This window comes from Streptomyces sp. Act143 (assembly GCF_003143935.1).
Classification (GTDB): Bacteria; Actinomycetota; Actinomycetes; order Streptomycetales; family Streptomycetaceae; genus Streptomyces.
Window position 1 is genome coordinate 2688893 of sequence record NZ_QFRX01000001.1, and the last position, 16008, is coordinate 2704900.

The 16008-nt window shown below is 71.5% G+C and carries 15 protein-coding genes; 7 read left to right on the forward strand and 8 right to left on the reverse strand.

Going from position 1 to position 16008, the window contains the following annotated elements:
* The first annotated feature begins 16 nt into the window (after nt 1-16).
* Complete coding sequence (locus tag DI272_RS12055) at nt 17-460, forward strand: DUF742 domain-containing protein (RefSeq protein WP_109495364.1); 444 nt, start codon at nt 17-19, stop codon at nt 458-460.
* Complete coding sequence (locus tag DI272_RS12060) at nt 399-1022, forward strand: ATP/GTP-binding protein (protein WP_375138038.1); 624 nt, start codon at nt 399-401, stop codon at nt 1020-1022. Before DI272_RS12055 ends, DI272_RS12060 begins: the two co-directional genes overlap by 62 nt.
* Nucleotides 1023-1025: 3 nt before the next feature.
* Here the strand turns inward: DI272_RS12060 and DI272_RS12065 are convergent, their stop codons facing one another.
* Entirely contained in the window at nt 1026-1898 is an 873-nt protein-coding gene (locus tag DI272_RS12065) for an RNA polymerase sigma-70 factor (protein ID WP_109495366.1), read from the reverse strand.
* A gap of 172 nt (nt 1899-2070) precedes the next feature.
* Here DI272_RS12065 and DI272_RS12070 point away from each other — a divergent pair, with 172 nt between their 5' ends.
* Nucleotides 2071-2556, forward strand: a complete 486-nt coding sequence (locus DI272_RS12070) for a carboxymuconolactone decarboxylase family protein (protein WP_109500803.1) — start codon at nt 2071-2073, stop codon at nt 2554-2556.
* A gap of 22 nt (nt 2557-2578) precedes the next feature.
* Here the strand turns inward: DI272_RS12070 and DI272_RS12075 are convergent, their stop codons facing one another.
* From DI272_RS12075 to DI272_RS12085, 3 genes are read right to left on the reverse strand one after another with little or no spacing between them, the layout of a single operon-like run.
* A complete protein-coding gene (locus tag DI272_RS12075; protein WP_109495367.1) occupies nt 2579-3247 on the reverse strand; it encodes an ABC transporter permease in 669 nt (222 codons plus the stop codon).
* Nucleotides 3244-3966, reverse strand: a complete 723-nt coding sequence (locus DI272_RS12080) for an ABC transporter permease (RefSeq protein ID WP_109495368.1) — start codon at nt 3964-3966, stop codon at nt 3244-3246. Before DI272_RS12080 ends, DI272_RS12075 begins: the two co-directional genes overlap by 4 nt.
* Nucleotides 3963-5069: an ABC transporter ATP-binding protein gene (locus tag DI272_RS12085; protein WP_181387165.1), complete on the reverse strand. Its 1107-nt coding sequence runs from the start codon at nt 5067-5069 to the stop codon at nt 3963-3965. The genes DI272_RS12080 and DI272_RS12085 overlap by 4 nt, the downstream gene beginning before the upstream one ends.
* A 307-nt stretch (nt 5070-5376) precedes the next feature.
* On the opposite strand from DI272_RS12085, the gene DI272_RS12090 reads away from it, so the two are divergent.
* Both DI272_RS12090 and DI272_RS12095 read left to right on the forward strand, forming a co-directional pair.
* Complete coding sequence (locus DI272_RS12090) at nt 5377-6621, forward strand: TIR-like protein FxsC (RefSeq protein ID WP_109495369.1); 1245 nt, start codon at nt 5377-5379, stop codon at nt 6619-6621.
* Entirely contained in the window at nt 6618-9722 is a 3105-nt protein-coding gene (locus DI272_RS12095) for a KGGVGR-motif variant AAA ATPase (RefSeq protein WP_109495370.1), read from the forward strand. The genes DI272_RS12090 and DI272_RS12095 overlap by 4 nt, the downstream gene beginning before the upstream one ends.
* Before the next feature lie 3 nt (nt 9723-9725).
* Here DI272_RS12095 and DI272_RS12100 read toward each other — a convergent pair whose 3' ends face one another.
* The 3 genes from DI272_RS12100 to DI272_RS12110 are packed head-to-tail and all read right to left on the reverse strand — an operon-like array spanning nt 9726 to nt 12519.
* Nucleotides 9726-10463, reverse strand: coding sequence for an FAD:protein FMN transferase (locus DI272_RS12100; RefSeq protein WP_109495371.1), 738 nt, complete (start codon nt 10461-10463; stop codon nt 9726-9728).
* A 2-nt stretch (nt 10464-10465) separates the two neighbouring features.
* The gene (locus tag DI272_RS12105) at nt 10466-11167 is read right to left on the reverse strand and encodes an FMN-binding protein (protein ID WP_109495372.1); all 702 of its coding nucleotides are present in this window, start codon (nt 11165-11167) and stop codon (nt 10466-10468) included.
* An 11-nt stretch (nt 11168-11178) separates the two neighbouring features.
* On the reverse strand, nt 11179-12519 hold the full coding sequence (locus DI272_RS12110) for a ferric reductase-like transmembrane domain-containing protein (RefSeq protein WP_109495373.1): 1341 nt from the start codon (nt 12517-12519) through the stop codon (nt 11179-11181).
* 175 nt (nt 12520-12694) lie between these two features.
* On the opposite strand from DI272_RS12110, the gene DI272_RS12115 reads away from it, so the two are divergent.
* Both DI272_RS12115 and DI272_RS12120 read left to right on the forward strand, forming a co-directional pair.
* Nucleotides 12695-13363, forward strand: a complete 669-nt coding sequence (locus tag DI272_RS12115) for a response regulator transcription factor (RefSeq protein WP_109495374.1) — start codon at nt 12695-12697, stop codon at nt 13361-13363.
* On the forward strand, nt 13360-14811 hold the full coding sequence (locus DI272_RS12120) for a cell wall metabolism sensor histidine kinase WalK (RefSeq protein WP_109495375.1): 1452 nt from the start codon (nt 13360-13362) through the stop codon (nt 14809-14811). The genes DI272_RS12115 and DI272_RS12120 overlap by 4 nt, the downstream gene beginning before the upstream one ends.
* Nucleotides 14812-14897: 86 nt before the next feature.
* On the opposite strand, the gene DI272_RS12125 is transcribed toward DI272_RS12120, so the two are convergent.
* On the reverse strand, nt 14898-15977 hold the full coding sequence (locus DI272_RS12125; RefSeq protein ID WP_109495376.1) for a LacI family DNA-binding transcriptional regulator: 1080 nt from the start codon (nt 15975-15977) through the stop codon (nt 14898-14900).
* Between the last annotated feature and the right edge of the window lie 31 nt (nt 15978-16008).

Below are 16008 nucleotides of genomic sequence, written 5' to 3' on the forward strand. Positions count from 1 at the left end.
GACGGACGGACACAGCATGGCGGACGGCTCCCCGGCCCCGGGCGCCCCACCCCCGGGCGGCGACCCGGCGGTCGGCCCCGCCCCCGCCGTACGGCCGTTCCTGGTCACCGCGGGCCGGGTGGCGTCCAGCGCACCCGGCCGGACCATCCCCGTGGAGACCCAGGTGGTGGCCACCGCCGAAGGTCTCGGCGACCTCGACAAGCTCTCCTTCGAGCAGTACGACATCGTCGCCGCCTGCCGGCGGCCGCAGTCCATCGCGGAACTCGCGGCACGGCTGCGGCTGCATCTCAACGTGGTCCGGGTCCTCGCCGAGGACCTGCGCGAAGAGGGACGGCTGACGGTGCACGTGCCCGACTCCGAAGCCACGCACGACGCTTCCGTCCTGCGCAGACTGATCGATGGCCTGCGCGCCATCCCCGACTCCGGGAAGGTACTCCGTGACAACGGCGACAACGGCTGAACCGGCCGCCGTACGACCGCCGCTGCCGGTCAAGATGGTGATCGCGGGCGGCTTCGGCGTGGGCAAGACCACCGCCGTCGGCTCGATCTCCGAGATCGAGCCGCTGACCACCGAGGCGGCCATCACCGAGGTCGCGGCAGGTGTGGACGACCTCTCGCTCACCCCGCGCAAGACCACGACCACGGTCGCGATGGACTTCGGCTGCATCACCATCGACCCGACCCTGAAGCTGTACCTGTTCGGCACGCCCGGGCAGGAGCGGTTCGGGTTCATGTGGGACGACATCGTCGAGGGCGCGGTCGGCGGGCTGGTCATCGTCGACACCCGCCGGCTCGACGACTGCTACGCCGCCGTCGACTACTTCGAGCACAAGCGGATCCCGTTCGCGGTCGCCGCCAACGCCTTCGACGGGAAGGTCGAGCACACCCTGGACGAGGTCCGCTGGGCGCTCGACGTGGCCGACCACGTCCCCGTCGTCGTCTTCGACGCCCGGGAGACCGGTTCGGTGCGGGACGCCCTGCTCGTCGTCCTCGAACTGGCCCTGGCCCGCACCGAGTCCTGACCCTCAGCGGCTCACCGCGGTCTCCCGGTCCAGACGCGACAGCTTCTCGGGGTTGCGCACGGCGTAGAGGCCGGTGATCCGGCCGTCGTCGATCCGCACCGCCATGACGCTGTGCACGGCGCCGTCCTGGAGGAGGGTGAGCGCCGGGTAGCCATTGACCCGGGTCGGCCGCAGCGAGAGCACGCCGGTGACGTTGCCGAGCACCCGGGCCACCTGCTCCGCGCCGACGATGGGCGCCGGCGCGGCCTGCACCACGCCACCGCCGTCGGCCAGCAGGACGACGTCCGGCGCGATCAGGTCCAGCAGGCCCTGGAGGTCGCCGGTCTCGACGGCCCCGCGGAACGCCTCCAGCACATCGCGGGTCTCGGCCGGGGAGACGATCGCGCGCGGACGGCGGGCCGCCACATGGAGCCGCGCCCGGTGCGCGATCTGCCGTACCGCCGCCGGACTCTTGTCGACGGCCTCCGCGATCTCCTCGTAGCACAGGTCGAAGACCTCGCGCAGCACGAACACCGCGCGTTCGGTCGGCGCGAGGGTCTCCAGGACCAGCAGCATCGCCATCGAGACGCTGTCGGCGAGTTCGACGTCCTCGGCGACGTCGGGGGCGGTGAGCAGCGGTTCGGGCAGCCAGGGGCCGACGTAGGTCTCCCTGCGGCGGCGCAGGGTGCGCAGCCGGGTGAGGGCCTGCCGGGTGGCGGTACGGACCAGGTAGGCGCGCGGCTCGCGGACGGTCGCGTGGTCCACGTCCGCCCAGCGCAGCCAGGTCTCCTGGAGGACGTCCTCGGCGTCGGCTGCGGAGCCGAGCATCTCGTAGGCGACGGTGAAGAGCAGGTTCCGATGGGCGGTGAACGCCTCGGTGGCGTCCTGTGGCTGCATGTCCGACCTCCGCGGTTCTCCCGATGTCACGCACAGGACGCCGGCCGCCGCGGTTCTGTGACACCCGTGATCCGTGGCCTGCGTCACAGCGGCGGGCCGTCACAGGGCCCGGGCGGGCGGCGTCTGGTGTTCGTCAAGCGCATCCCACAGTGAGGACGACGTCATGGACCACCTGGAGCCCCGTCTCAACCTGTTCGACACCCCCACCGCCGCGAAGGTCGCCAAGCGCTTCTACAACGTCTCGCTCGCCCTGGAGGAGTCGAGCCTGCCGAAGAGCCTGCGGGAGCTGGTGGAGCTGCGGATCGGCCAGATCAACGGCTGCGGCTTCTGCGTGGACATCCACACCAAGGAGGCCACGGCCGCGGGCGAGAGCGCGGTGCGGCTCGCCCTGGTCTCCGCGTGGCGCCACAGCACGGTGTTCACGGCGGCCGAGCGGGCGGCGCTGGCCCTCGCCGAGGAGGGCACCCGGCTCGCCGACGCGGCCCGGGGCGTGTCCGACGAGACCTGGGCCGAGGCGCGCAAGCACTTCGACGACGACGAGCTGGGCACGCTGGTCTGCGTCATCTCCCTGATCAACGCGGCGACCCGGATGAACGTGATCGTGCACAACCCGGGCGGCGCGTACGAGCCCGGCATGTTCGCGGCCCTCTCGGACTGACGGCCGTCGGCGGGGGTGCGGCTCAGGCGCCGCGCCGCACCCCGGGCGACACCGCGAACCGGCCCACCAGCCAGAACACGGCGAGCGTCGCGAGTGCCATGCCGGCGACCAGCGTGGCGCCGCCCACGACCTTCTCGTAGTTGCGCTGGTAGAGCCCGTCGATGATGAACCGGCCGAGTCCCCCCAGTCCGACGTAGGCGGCGATGGTGGCCGTCGAGACGATCTGGATGGCCCCGGAGCGGATGCCGCTCAGCACCAGGGGGAGGGCGGCCGGGAGCTCCACCTGGAACAGCACCCCGGCCTCGCTCATGCCCATGCCCCGTGCCGCGTCCACCGGCGAGGGGTCGACCGAGCGCATCGCCTCGTACGTGGTGACCAGGATGGGCGGTACGGCGAGCACGACCAGCGGGACCATGACGTTCACCAGGCCGAACCCGTACAGCAGGGTCATCAGCACCAGCAGGCCGAAGGTGGGCAGGGCCCGTCCCGCGGTGGCGATCAGCGACAGGGCGTTGCCGCCGCGCCCGTAGTGGCCGGTGACGAGGCCGACCGGCAGTGCGATGAGGACGGCGAAGGCGAGCGCCTCCAGCGTGTAGCCGATGTGCTCGGCGACCCGGGTGGGGATGCCGTCGTAGCCGTGCCAGTGGCCGCCGTCGCTGAAGAACGCGTTGATGAAGTGGAACAGGTTCACCGGGCTGCGTCCTCCAGAACTGCGGCGGCCGGCTCGGGCCGCTCCGCCTTCGGCTTCGTCCGCCCCTTGCCGCCCCTGCGCGGCATCCACGGGGTCAGCAGCAGGCGTACGACGACCAGGGCGCCGTCGACGAGGACGGCGAGGAGGGCCATGCTGAGCACGGCGTTCACGGCGAGCTCGGGCCGGTTGTAGATGTTGGCGTCGTTGATGAGATTGCCCAGGGCACCCTGGTTGCCGATGATGCTGCCGATGCTGACGAGGCTGATGCTCGAAACGGTGGCGACCCGCAGCCCCGCGACGAGGGCGGGCACCGCGATCGGCAACTGGACCTGGACGTAGCGGCGTACGGGTCCGAAGCCCATGGCGGTCGCGGCGGCGAGGGTCTCCTGCGGTACCGAGCGGACGCCGTCGACGATGGCGGGCACGAGCACGACGAGGCTGTAGACGGTGAGCGGGATCATCACCGTGAGCTCGGTCTGGCCCGTGTAGTCGATGAGGAGGACGAAGAAGGCCAGCGAGGGGATCGCATAGAGCACGGTCGTCACCCACAGCACCGGCGGGTACAACCAGCGGAAGCGCACGCAGAGTTGGGCGAGCGGCAGCGAGATCAGCAGCCCGGCGAGCACGGGCAGCAGGGCCTCGCGCAGATGCAGGCCGACCAGGCCGAGCCAGCTGTGCTGGAGGTCGCTGGGGATGTCGAAGAGGCGGTCCCAGTTCATCCGCCGACCTTCGCGTCCGTGCGTACCTCGGCGTGGGCGCCCCTGATCGCCCGGGCGATGGTCTGCTGGGAGACCACGCCGGTCACCTTGCCGTCGGTGTCCACGGCGACGGCCCATCCGGTGGGCGAGAGCACCGCGCAGTCCAGCGCGGCCCGCAACGAGTCCCTTCCGGCGACGAACGGACGCCCGTAGGGCAGGAGTTGCCCCTCCGCCGCCAGGTCCTCCGGCGCGGTCCAGCCGAGCGGCCTGCCGTCGGCGTCCGTCACCAGGAGGAACTCGGCGTCGGTGTCCGCCCGCTCGGCACCGCCGCCCGCCGTGACGACGGGTGACATCGTCAGTTCCAGCCCGGTGGAGGGGAAGAAGGAGAGCCGGCGGACCCCCCGGTCCGCGCCCAGGAAGTCCTCCACGAACTCGTCCGCCGGGTGCGACAGCAGTTCGGCGGGCGGCGCGAACTGGGCCAGGTGCCCGCCGGTGCGCATCACCGCGACCATGGTGCCGAGTTTGACGGCCTCGTCGATGTCATGGGTGACGAAGACGATGGTCTTGCCCAACTCCTCCTGAATCCTGAGGAGTTCGTCCTGGAGTCCCTTGCGCACGACGGGGTCGACGGCGGAGAACGGCTCGTCCATGAGCAGCACGGGCGGGTCGGCGGCGAGCGCCCGGGCGACGCCGACGCGCTGCTGCTGTCCGCCGGAGAGCTGGTAGGGGTACCGCCGGGCGAGCGAGCCGTCGAGGCCGACCCGTTCCATGAGTTCCCGGGCGCGCTCGCGGGCCTTGTCCTTCTTCCAGCCGAGCAGACGGGGCACGGTCGCGATGTTGTCGACGATGGTGCGGTGCTGGAAGAGGCCGGCGTTCTGGATGACGTATCCCATGGACCGGCGCAGGGTGTTGACCGGCTGCTGCTGAATGTCCTGGCCGTCCAGGAGGATGGTGCCCTCGCTCGGCTCGATCATCCGGTTGATCATGCGCAGGGTGGTGGTCTTGCCGCAGCCCGAGGGGCCGACGAGGACGGTAATGGCGCGGTCGGGTATCTCCAACGAGAGCCGGTCGACCGCCACCGTGCCGTCCGGGTACCGCTTGGTGACTGAATCTATCCGTATCAAAACGCCGAATACCCTTCGGGTCTGGCAGGAGTTGCCCGCTTTCGGCCCCGGCGGGACCGGCCGTTCCGGTGAGTCTAGACCCGTCGTGTTTCGGACCTGCGAAGACAGGGGCCGGACACGAGGATGGTGCAGGCGTGCGTGCAGAACGGCACGGCGGTCGCCGGCTACAGCGGCCCGCGCCGCCTGGACGTCTGTGACGTCAGCCGACCCGTGAAGGGAACGGGGGCGGACTGCGACCGGCAGCCCGCACCGGTGTTTTCCAGTAGGGTCGCGCCACCGGACGGGCAGCGACGGCGAGTGAGGTCAGGTGCGGCACTTCTTCTTCAGCTACGCGCGCTCCGACCTTGTGGACGTGTATCTGGACCGGTTCTACGAAGACCTCTGCCGCGAGCTGTCCACCCGAGGCGGTCTCCCTCTCGACTCGGTGGGCTTCATCGACCGCAACCAGCCGAGCGGCGCCCTGTGGGCCACCGCGCTGGGCGAAGCCCTGGCGGAGTGCCTGGTCTTCGTGCCGGTCTACTCACCGCACTACTTCGCCAGCCACGTGAGCGGCCAGGAGTGGTCCGCCTTCGCCCACCGGATGGCGGCCCACCACAAGGCGACCGGCGAGCGGCCGAACAGCATCGTCCCAGTGTGGTGGCTGCCGCCCCGCGGGGAGCTGCCACCGGTGGCGGATGAACTGCAGGACTCCCGGGACGGGTTCGGAAAGGAGTACAAGCAGTTCGGGCTCAAGACCCTCCTCCGGCGGCGTGACTACCGGAGCCAGTACCTCGGTTTCCTCGAGCGCTACGCCGAGATGATCCTCGAGGCGGCGGCCGCTCCACCGGCCCCGCATCCGGTTCCCGACCTGCTCTCCCTGCCCAACGCCTTCGCACCGGCCGAGCGGCCCGCCGCAGCCGGCGGACGGGTCCCCGCGGCGCGTGCCGGAGGGGGTGCCAGAAAGGTGGTGTTCGTGGTGGCGGTGGGCCGACGGGACGACATGCTGAACGTGGCGCACGCCGAACTCGACATGTACGGGCAGGAACTGGTGGACTGGCGGCCGTACCACCCGGCCTCCTCGGGCAGCATCGTCGTACGCGCCCAGGGCGTGGCCTTCACCCGGGACATGGAGTCGCAGGTCCTGCCCGCCGACGACTCGCTGTTCACGCTCCTCGACGGCCCGGCGGAGCGCCAGTGCCTGGTAGTGCTGATCGTCGATCCCCGATCGGTCGAACTGGCAGCATTCCAGGAACTGTTCGCCCGGCTCGACCGGACCCGGTCGAGCAACTCGGTCGTCCTCGTGCCGTCGGACCTCGACGAGCTGCGGAAGGGGCCGCAGGGCGGTCACGTCTACAACCGGTTGTATGCCAGTCTGGGCAACTGGATGGAGGCGGGCGGCGGGGCCTTCCGGGGCGACATGCCGTCGATGGAGGACTTCGAGCGGGTCCTCGGCCAGGTGCTCGTCGAGATTCAGGGCCGCATCATGCGCATGGCCGAGGTCGTACGCCGCGTCAACGAGGCCGGGCCGCAGTTCCGGCCGGTGCTCACCGGACCAGGGGGGCTGGGGCGTTGAGGGCGCGGATCGTCACCTTCTACTCGTACAAGGGCGGCACCGGCCGCACCATGGCCCTGGCCAACGCCGCCTGGATCATGGCCTGCCGGGGCAAGCGTGTCCTGGTCGTGGACTGGGACCTCGAAGCGCCGGGCCTGCACCGCTACTTCCACCCGTTCCTCCCCGACAGCGAACTGCTCTCCTCGCCCGGGATCATGGACCTGGTGTGGGAGTTCGCGACGGCCGCCACGGACCCGGCCACCCCGGACGAGCCCGACTGGCACGAACCACTCGCCGCGATCCAGCCCTACGCGATGTCCGTGGAGCACGACTTCCGCGAGCCGGGATCGATCGACCTCGTCCCCGCGGGCCGCCAGGACCATCTGTACTCGACGCTCGTCAGCACCTTCGACTGGAACAACTTCTACGAGCGTCTCGGCGGCGGCGGCTTCATCGAAGCCCTCAAGCGCAGCATGCGGGAGCACTACGACTACGTCCTGATCGACAGCCGTACGGGACTCAGCGACACCGCGGGCATCTGCACCGTCCAGCTCCCGGACATCCTGGTCAACTGCTTCACCCTGAGCAGCCAGGCCATCGACGGCGCGGAGGCGGTGGCCGCTTCGGTGCACCGGCAGCGTGCGGGCAACCAGCTCCGCATGTTTCCGGTGCCGATGCGCGTCGAGAACGGCGAGGCCGACCGGCTGGACCAGGGTCGCCGCTACGCGCGGGCCAGGTTCGGACGCTACCTGTCCCATGTGCCGGACCCCGAGCGCTACTGGGGCGCCGTCGAGGTGCCGTATCAGCCCAGTTACGCGTACGAGGAGATCCTCGCCACCGTCAGGGACGAGCCCCTGCGCCCCGCCAGTCTGCTCGCGGCCTCGGAGCGCTTGGTCTCGTATCTCACCGACGGGGAGGTCACCCAGGTCAGTCCGATGGACGAGCCGGAACGCCAGGAAATCCTGCGCCAGTTCATCCGCACCGTGCCCCAGGAACCGTCGTCGGCACGGGCTGCGCGAGACCGCGAGCGGCCGGGCAGGCGGGTGTTCATCACGTACGCGTACGACTCCCCCGACCACTTCGAAGCCGTACGCGAACTGTGGTTCCTGCTGCGCGGACACGGCATCGACGCCCGGCTGGACCTGCCGCCCGGCCAGCGCCAGGAGGACTGGCCGCGCTGGCAGCGGGAGCAACTCCTGGGTGCGGAGCTGGTGTTGCCGGTGTCTTCGCCGGGCTACCGCAGCCTTCCGGACACAGAGGCCACGCAGCTGCAGGACGTGTACTACGCCTATCCGGACCGCTTCCTGCCCGTCACCCTGCCGGACGGTCCGCCGGACGGCCTGCCCGGGTTCCTGGTGCCGCCGCCCCGGCGCGCGGAGCCCGCCGAGCTGACGGCCGCGGGGGTGGCGCCGGTGGCCGCGCTGATCAACCGGCGTACGGCGCCCCGGAAGCCCCTGGTGGTCACGGCGGGTGCCGAGGAGTCGAGCCGGCGGCCGACGTACTTGGAGCCCGAACTCGTCAGGGCGGTCGAGACGCTGGCCGATGCGGTGCGGCGGAATCTGTTCAAGGAGCTGAGACGGCGCAGGCTCGACGATCGCCATCCGCTCCCGCTGCGCTGGTCCCTCAGCCGTAGTACGGTGTCCCGCTCCGACCCCGGACGCATGTCCACGTCCTCCGGTGACCTGCTGAGCGACCCTCGTGGCCTCTTCGACTCCGTGCCGGACGGGCGACTCGTCCTAATCGGAGCGGCTGGATCGGGCAAGACGACAGCGGCCTACCAATTGGCGGGCGCCTTGCTGGAGAAGCGGACGCCGTCTGAGCGCTTTCCGGTGCCGGTGATGCTGCCGCTGGCTTCGTGGAATCCGCAGGGCCGAACACTCACCGACTGGATCCGCGACCGCGTTCAGGCGGATCACCCCTCACTCTCGGTCGAGTTGGGACCGGGCACCCTGGAGCGTCTGGTGCGCGGGGGCTGGGTCCTGCCCTTGCTGGACGGGTTGGACGAACTGCCCGCCCAGAGCCGCGCCGTGGCGATCGACGCCTTGAACCACTCTCCGGAGAGCATGTTCGTGCTGACCTCGCGCACGGGGGAGTATGAGGCCGTCATCCGTCAGGACGGCCGCCCATTGCGGGGGGCGTCGGTCCTGGAGCTCGATCCCCTTCGAACGGCCGATGTCTTCCACTATCTGATGCAAGAACTCCTGCCGGGCGACAACCGATGGGATGCGGTCTTCCGCGTCCTCTCCACTCAGCCGTACCACCCGTTGGCCGAGGTCCTGAGTGCGCCCTTCATGCTCCGCATGGCCGCGGAGGTCTACCGGGAACCCGGGACCAATCCCGAAGAGCTGCTGCGATTCACGGACGGCGAGCACATCCAGAGGCGCCTGCTCGACGGCTTCATCCCCGCCACCTACCGCCACAGCGATCCCACGGTCACCTCACCGGAGAAGGCCACGCGCTGGCTGGCCTTCATGGCCGGGCACATGGACCGGCTCCAGACGCGCGACTTCGTCTGGTGGGAGCTGCACCGGGTGTACGGCTCCCTGGGGTTGAGATTCCGGCTCGGGTGCGTCGCTCTTGTCCTCACCGGACCGCTGCTGGGCCTGGGCCTCACACTCCAGGGAGGAGCTCGCGTCTTCTATCTCGCGCTCACCGGAGCTTTCGTGGCGTTGGTGGTACTCGCCACCGCGCGCTCACCGCAGCCCCGCAGGCTCGCCCTGCCACTTCCCCGGCGTTCGCGGCGGACGACGGACGCCGTCAGCGCGAGACAGAGCCTGCGTCTGGATAGGCGCTCGGCGCTGCTCCCGCCGGTCCTCGTCGGCCTCGCCACCATGGCCGCCTTCGCGGCGACCGGGTCCGTGAATCCTTTCGCGCTGATCCTGGCGTTCCTGACGACGGCCGTACCGGCGTCGGCCCTGATGCTGCGAGGCAGGGCGTCGCCCCGGTATGCCGTCACCGTCGGGTCGTTGGCGTTCGCCGGGCGGGTGCCGGTGCGTCTGCTGCGGTTCCTGGAAGAAGCTCACGCTCTCGGCGTGCTGCGCCGCAGCGGCTCCGTGTACCAGTTCCGCCACGCCGCGTTGCAGGAGGTGCTGGCCGACCGGGCGAGGTGGGGAAACCGGTAGGGCTCAGGACCGGCTCTCGGCCTCAGCCGTGGGGAACCCGGGCGTCCGCAGCACCCGGCGCTCCGCGTCCACCGCGAACACCTCGACGCCCGGCAGGGAGGCCGCCCAGTCCACGCCTTCCGGGCCCATCGCGAACGCCGCCGTGGCCACCGAGTCGGCCTCCGTCAGGGAGGGGGCCACCACCGTCATGCTCAGCAGTCCCGTCGCCGGAAGCCCGGTACGCCCGTCGATGATGTGGTCGCCTCGCTCGTAGCGGGCGGAGGTCGCGACCGCGCCGTCCGTCAGGTCCAGGACCGTGCACAGCTTGTCGGCCTGTTCGGGGTGGCGTACGCCCACCCGCCAGGGGCCGCCGGCGGCGGCCACGTCGCCGCCGGCGTTCAGCACGAAGCGCCGCGCGCCCGCCGCCCTCAGCAGGTCCGCCGCCCGCTGCACGGACCAGCCCTTCACCACCGCGCAGGGGTCGAGGCCGCGTCCGGGGAGGCGGACGTCGAACGCGCCGCCGGTCGCGGCCCGGTAGTGCTCGCACAGGTCGAGCACCAGCCGCAGGTCCGCGCTCACGTCGGCCTCCGCCGGCTCGCCCCGGCCGAGCCGGGAGACCTCGCTGTCCGGCTTGAACGGGCTGAAGCGGGCGTCGACCTCGCGCAGCCACGCGAAGACGGCGTCCCCGGCCTCCGCGAAGTCGCCCTCGTCGTCGACGCGCAACGACACCGGGAAGCCCATGACGTGTTCGACCCTGTGCATGATCAGCCCTTCGCGTCGATCGCGGCCTGGAGGGACTCCTTGTAGGCCTCGCTCGTGATCGTCGCACCCGACACCGTGTCGATGTCCGCGCTCTGCGCCTGCAACGTCTCCGCGACCAGCTTGGGCACCGCCGCCGTCGTCTGCGGATGGTTCGGCTGCTGGAGCATCTTCACCGCGGTGATCTTCTCGCCCTCGAAGGTCACCTGGACCTGGACGGGGCCCTTCTCGGTGGTCAGCGCCGAGCCGTCGACGGTCCGGGACGCGGACGCCGGGGAGGCCGAGGCCGACGCCGCGGACTTCGCCTGCTCGTCGATCGCGGCCTGGAGGGACTCCTTGTAGGCCTCGCTCGTGATCGTCGCACCCGACACCGTGTCGATGTCCGCGCTCTGCGCCTGCAACGTCTCCGCGACCAGCTTGGGCACCGCCGCCGTCGTCTGCGGATGGTTCGGCTGCTGGAGCATCTTCACCGCGGTGATCTTCTCGCCCTGGAAGGTCACCTGGACCTCCACCGGCCCCTTCTCCGTGTTGACCAAGGTGCCCTTGACGACCGTGCCGGTCGCCGCACCGCCGGACGAGGAGGACGACGCGGAGGGGGCCGGGGCGGCTTCCGTGGTGGACGTTCCGCCGCCGAGGGACGGCTCGTAGCGCCAGACCGGGACCAGGCCCGCGATGCTGAGGACGACTACAGGTATGGCTCGCTTCACGATCTCTTTCCTCATCCCGCCAGGCTGAAGCGCTCGAAGTGGGTCTGCGCCTTGGGCACGTCCAGCGCGCGCAGGCTGCCCAGCACCGCGTTCATCATGGGGGGCGGCCCGCACAGGAAGACGTCCCGGTCGGCGATGTCGGGGACCATGCGCAGCAGTTCGGCGGGGGCCAGCTTGTCGGGGTGGACCGGGCCGGTCACCAGGTGCAGTTCGGCGCCCTTGGCGTGGGCGAGCTCGCGCAGCTCGTCGTAGAGGACGGCGTCGCGGTCGGTGGCGACGCGGTAGATGACGACCGCGTGGCCGTGGAGCTCTTCGAGGAGCGCGCGGATGGGGGTGACGCCGACGCCGCCGGCGATCAGGACCGACTCCGGGCGGGTGCGGTGCAGCGCGGTGAAGGCGCCGTAGGGGCCCTCGGCGAAGACGCGGGTGCCGGGCTTGACGTGGCGCAGGGCGGCGCTGCCGGCGCCGGCGGCCTTCGCGGTGAGCCGCAGGGTGCGGCCGTCGGGGGCCGCCGACAGGGAGAAGGGGTTCGCCTGCCACCAGCGGTCCTTGGTCAGGAACCGCCACAGGAAGAACTGGCCGGCGCGGGCGGGCAGCTTGTCCAGGTCGCGGCCGGTGATGTAGATCGAGACGACGGTGGCGGACTCGGGGACGACCGCCTCCACGCGGAACTGGTGGCGCAGGTTGCGCCAGAGCGGCAGCACCGCCCGGCCCAGGACGACCGCGCCGAGAGCGACGGTCCACACGCCGTACCAGTACGTCTTCGCGACGGTCGACGAGGTGAACGTCGTACCGGCCGCGACCTGGTGGGTGATGGCGAGGACCACGGCGACGTAGGTGTAGAAGTGGATGAAGTGCCAGGTCTCGTAGGCCAGTCGGCGCCGGGCCCAGCGGCCCGAGACGGCGCCGACCACGATGATGATGCCCAGCGCGACGACCGCGCGGAGCACGCCCTCGGTGGTCTCGGCGAGGTCGACGACGGTGCCGACGGGGCCGACGTCGGTGCCCTCGGCGTAGCCGAAGGCGATGAAGACGGCGTGCGCGAGGAGCGTCCACAGGATGCCGAAGCCGGTCCAGCGGTGCCAGGAGGTCAGCCGGTCCATGCCGATCCGGCGGTCGAGCCAGGGCAGCCGGGCCACCAGCAGCAGCTGGAAGGCCATGAGGAGGGCGCCGTAGAGGCCGAAGAGGCGGCCCAGCACGACGAGCGCGTTGGAGGCGAACCCGGCCTGGGCGAAGAAGACGGCCACGACCACCACGTTCGCGGCGAGTACGGCGTACAGGCCCGTGCGGGCCACCACTTTGGGCCGTATCGCCGTGGTGGGGGTCACGGGTGGCGCTTTGACGGTCGTCACGGAACGGAGCTCCTTGATCGGTGCCGGGGTAATCGAGCTTCGCTTGAGCGACCTGTCGATTTGCTGTCGTACAACTTTCAAGTGGTTATCGATGTGGCCCCGCGGAGGATACGGCTCTGGTCTGCGGGGCCGCGTGCCGCACTATGAGCAGGTGGAAAAAGTACGACTCCTCGTCGTGGACGACGACCCGCCGATCGCCGACCTCGTGGCGACCGTCGCCCGCTACGAGGGCTGGGAGGCGGTCACCGCGAACTCCGGCGAGGAGGCGCTGAGCCGTGCCGCCGAGTTCCACCCGGACATCGTGGTGCTCGACCTGATGCTGCCCGACGTCGACGGCTTCGGGGTGCTGGAGCGGCTGCGGCGCTCGGGGACGATGGTGCCGGTGGTCTTCCTCACCGCCCGGGACGCGGTCGCCGACCGGGTCGCGGGGCTGACCCGGGGCGGGGACGACTACCTGGTCAAGCCGTTCGCCGTGGAGGAGCTGATGGCCCGGCTGCGGACGGTGCTGCGGCGCGCCGCCGGCCCCGGCTTCCAGCGCTCGGTGCTGCGGGTCGCGGACCTGACGATGGACGAGGACACCCGGGAGGTGCGGCGCGGCGGCAAGCTGCTCACGCTCACCCCCACCGAGTACGAGGTGCTGCGCTACCTCATGCGCAAGTCGCCGACCGTGCTCACCAAGGCGCAGATCCTCGACCACGTCTGGGAGTACGGCTTCGGGGGCCGTTCGAACGTCGTCGAGCTGGTCGTCAGCCGGCTGCGCCGCAAGCTCGACGACACGGGTGACGACCCGCTGATCCAGACCGTGCGGGGCTTCGGGTACGTCATCCGGCAGGCCGCGGAGTGATCCGGCGGCTGCGCTCGGCGTACCGGCGGATGCGGCTCGGGACCCGGCTCGCGCTGGGGCTGGGGGCGCTGGCGCTGGTGGTGTTCGGCGTCGTGGGCACGGCTCTGACGACGTACATGCGCGACTACCTGTCGGCCCAGCTCAACGAACAGCTCTCGCTCGCCCAGGTCGCCCAGTCCAAGAGCATCGCGGAGTCCGGCAGCCTGGCCGGCAAGAAGTACTACCGCTGGTACTACGCGGTGTACGACGTGCAGGACGGCACCCCGGTGCTGCGCACCCCGGAGGACCCCACCGACCTGCCGAAGGACGTCGACGAGTTCACGGCCGTCGCCGAGGCCAAGGCCGCCGCGGACACGGACGTGACCCGCACCGAGCACCTGGCGGGCGCGGGCGAGTACCGGCTGCGCGCCTGCGAGGTCGAGCCCGGCGTGATCCTGGTCAGCGCGGCGCCCATGGACGACATCGACGACACCGTGGGGCAGCTGATCACGGTCCAGGTGGTGGCGTTCGGTCTCGCGCTGCTGGCCCTCGTCCTGGTCGGGCGCAAGGTGCTGCGCCGCGGGCTGAAGCCGCTCAGCGACATGGCGTCCACCGCGCACGGCATCGCCTCGCACGACCTGACCGAGTCGGCGGCCCGGCTGCCGCTGCGCGCGGACCGCAAGGGCGGCGGCCCGGAGGTCGAGGAGCTGCGGACCGCGTTCAACTCGATGCTGGAGCACATCGACCGCTCGCTGGCGGTGCGCTCGGAGGCGGAGCAGCGGCTGCGCCGTTTCGTCGCGGACGCCTCGCACGAGCTGCGCACACCGTTGATGTCGGTACGGGGTTACGCGGACCTCTTCCAGTACGCCGCCGCCAACGCCCCCGGGGAACGGGACAAGCACCTGGCCCGGCTGCGGGCGGAGGCGGCCCGGATGGGCGTCCTGCTGGACGACCTGCTGCTGCTCGCCCGCCTGGACGCGGCGGAGGTGGAGACCCCGCTGCGCCCGGCCGACACGGATCTGGTGACGTTGGTCCGGGACGCGGCGGACGCGTTCCGCGCGGCGCACCCGGACCGGCCGCTGACGGTGCCGGACGGTCCGGGGTCGGTGGCGCTGCGGGTGGACCCGCACCGCGTCCGGCAGGTCCTGGACAACCTCCTCACCAATGCGGCCGTGCACACCCCGGCCGGTACCCCGGTGTGCGTGACGGTGTCCGTCGCCGGCGGGCGGGCGCTGGTCGAGGTGGCGGACTCCGGCCCGGGCATCCCGGCCGCCGACCGGGAACGGGTCTTCGACCGCTTCTACCGCGTCGACAAGGCCCGCAGCCGGGACCGCGGCGGCAGCGGCCTCGGCCTCGCCGTGGCCCGCTCACTGGTACGGGCGCACGGCGGGACGGTGGAGGTGCGCAGCGAGCCGGGGCGCACGGTGTTCACGGTGACGCTGCCGCTGGGCGGGGCGGCGGCGGACTGAGCGCGGGGGACCGCCGACGGGTCGGGGCCGAGCCCGGCGGACCGAGCCGCCAGGCCCCGGAGGCGGCCTTCACCCCCGCGCGGACGTCATCCGCGGGGCGGCGCTCCGCAGCTGCGCCGCACGACGAGCTCGACGGGAATCATCGGCTCGTCCCCCGCGCCGGCCACGGCGTCGGTCCGTCCGTCGATCCGGTCGAGCAGCAGCCGCAGCAACCGGGTGCCGATCTCGGCGAAGTCGGTCCGCACGGTCGTCAGCGGGGGCAGGAAGTGGGCGGCCTCGGGGATGTCGTCGTAGCCGACGACGCTGATGTCGTCGGGGACCCGGCGGCCCGCCTCGTGCAGGGCGTGCAGCAGGCCGAGGGCCATCTGGTCGTTGGAGGCGAACACCGCGGTGACGTCCGGGCGTCGGGCCAGTTCCCGGCCCAGTTCGTACCCGGAGTCCGCGCTCCAGTCGCCGACGAGCGGCTCGTGGATCTCGGCACCGGCCGCCTTCAGGGTGTCCTGCCAGCTGGCCACCCGCTGGTCGGCGGAGCTCCAGCCGGCGGGCCCCGCGATGTGCCGCACGGTGGCGTGCCCGAGCCGCAGCAGATGTTCGGTGGCCTGCCGGGCGCCGCCGCGGGAGTCGGCGGTGGCGAGCGGGGTGCCGCCCCGGATCTCGTTCTCCATGACCACCAGCGGCGTACCGAGGCGGGTGTCGGCCAGGGCCTGCCCGACCCGGTGCTGCGGGGCGATGGCGATGACCCCGTCCGCCCCCTCGGCGGACAGCCGCTGCACGGCCTCGGCGACGGTGGCGTGGTCGGCGGTGTCGTCGAGGGCGATGGAGCTGAGCAGGTAACCGGCCTTCTGGGCGGCGGTGTTGATGGCGGTGAGGATGCTGGCGGGCCCGTAGCGGGCGGCGTCGAAGGAGATCACCCCGACCATCCGGGTCCGCCCGCTGGCCAGCGACCGGGCACTGGCGCTGGGCCGGTACCCCAGCACCCGCATCGCCTCCCGCACGGCTTCCCGGGTCTCGTCCCGGACAGCGGGGTGATCGTTGAGCACCCGGGAAACGGTCTGCTTGGACACCCCGGCCATCCGAGCGACGTCAGCCATGACGGGCCGGGCCCCCGCGAAGTTGCGACGACTGCGGCCTCTGGGGGCGGGGGAGTCGGCGGGGCGAGGGCTCATCGGAGGTTTCTTCCTCAGCGGAGGGGTCGGA

Bases quoted from the DNA above. Each gene is read 5' to 3' on its own strand.
- DI272_RS12055 (WP_109495364.1), top strand. From the start codon at position 17: ATGGCGGACGGCTCCCCGGCCCCGGGCGCCCCACCCCCGGGCGGCGAC.
- DI272_RS12060 (WP_375138038.1), top strand. From the start codon at position 399: ATGGCCTGCGCGCCATCCCCGACTCCGGGAAGGTACTCCGTGACAACG.
- DI272_RS12065 (WP_109495366.1), bottom strand. From the start codon at position 1,898: ATGCAGCCACAGGACGCCACCGAGGCGTTCACCGCCCATCGGAACCTG.
- DI272_RS12080 (WP_109495368.1), bottom strand. From the start codon at position 3,966: ATGAACTGGGACCGCCTCTTCGACATCCCCAGCGACCTCCAGCACAGC.
- DI272_RS12100 (WP_109495371.1), bottom strand. From the start codon at position 10,463: ATGCACAGGGTCGAACACGTCATGGGCTTCCCGGTGTCGTTGCGCGTC.
- DI272_RS12125 (WP_109495376.1), bottom strand. From the start codon at position 15,977: ATGAGCCCTCGCCCCGCCGACTCCCCCGCCCCCAGAGGCCGCAGTCGT.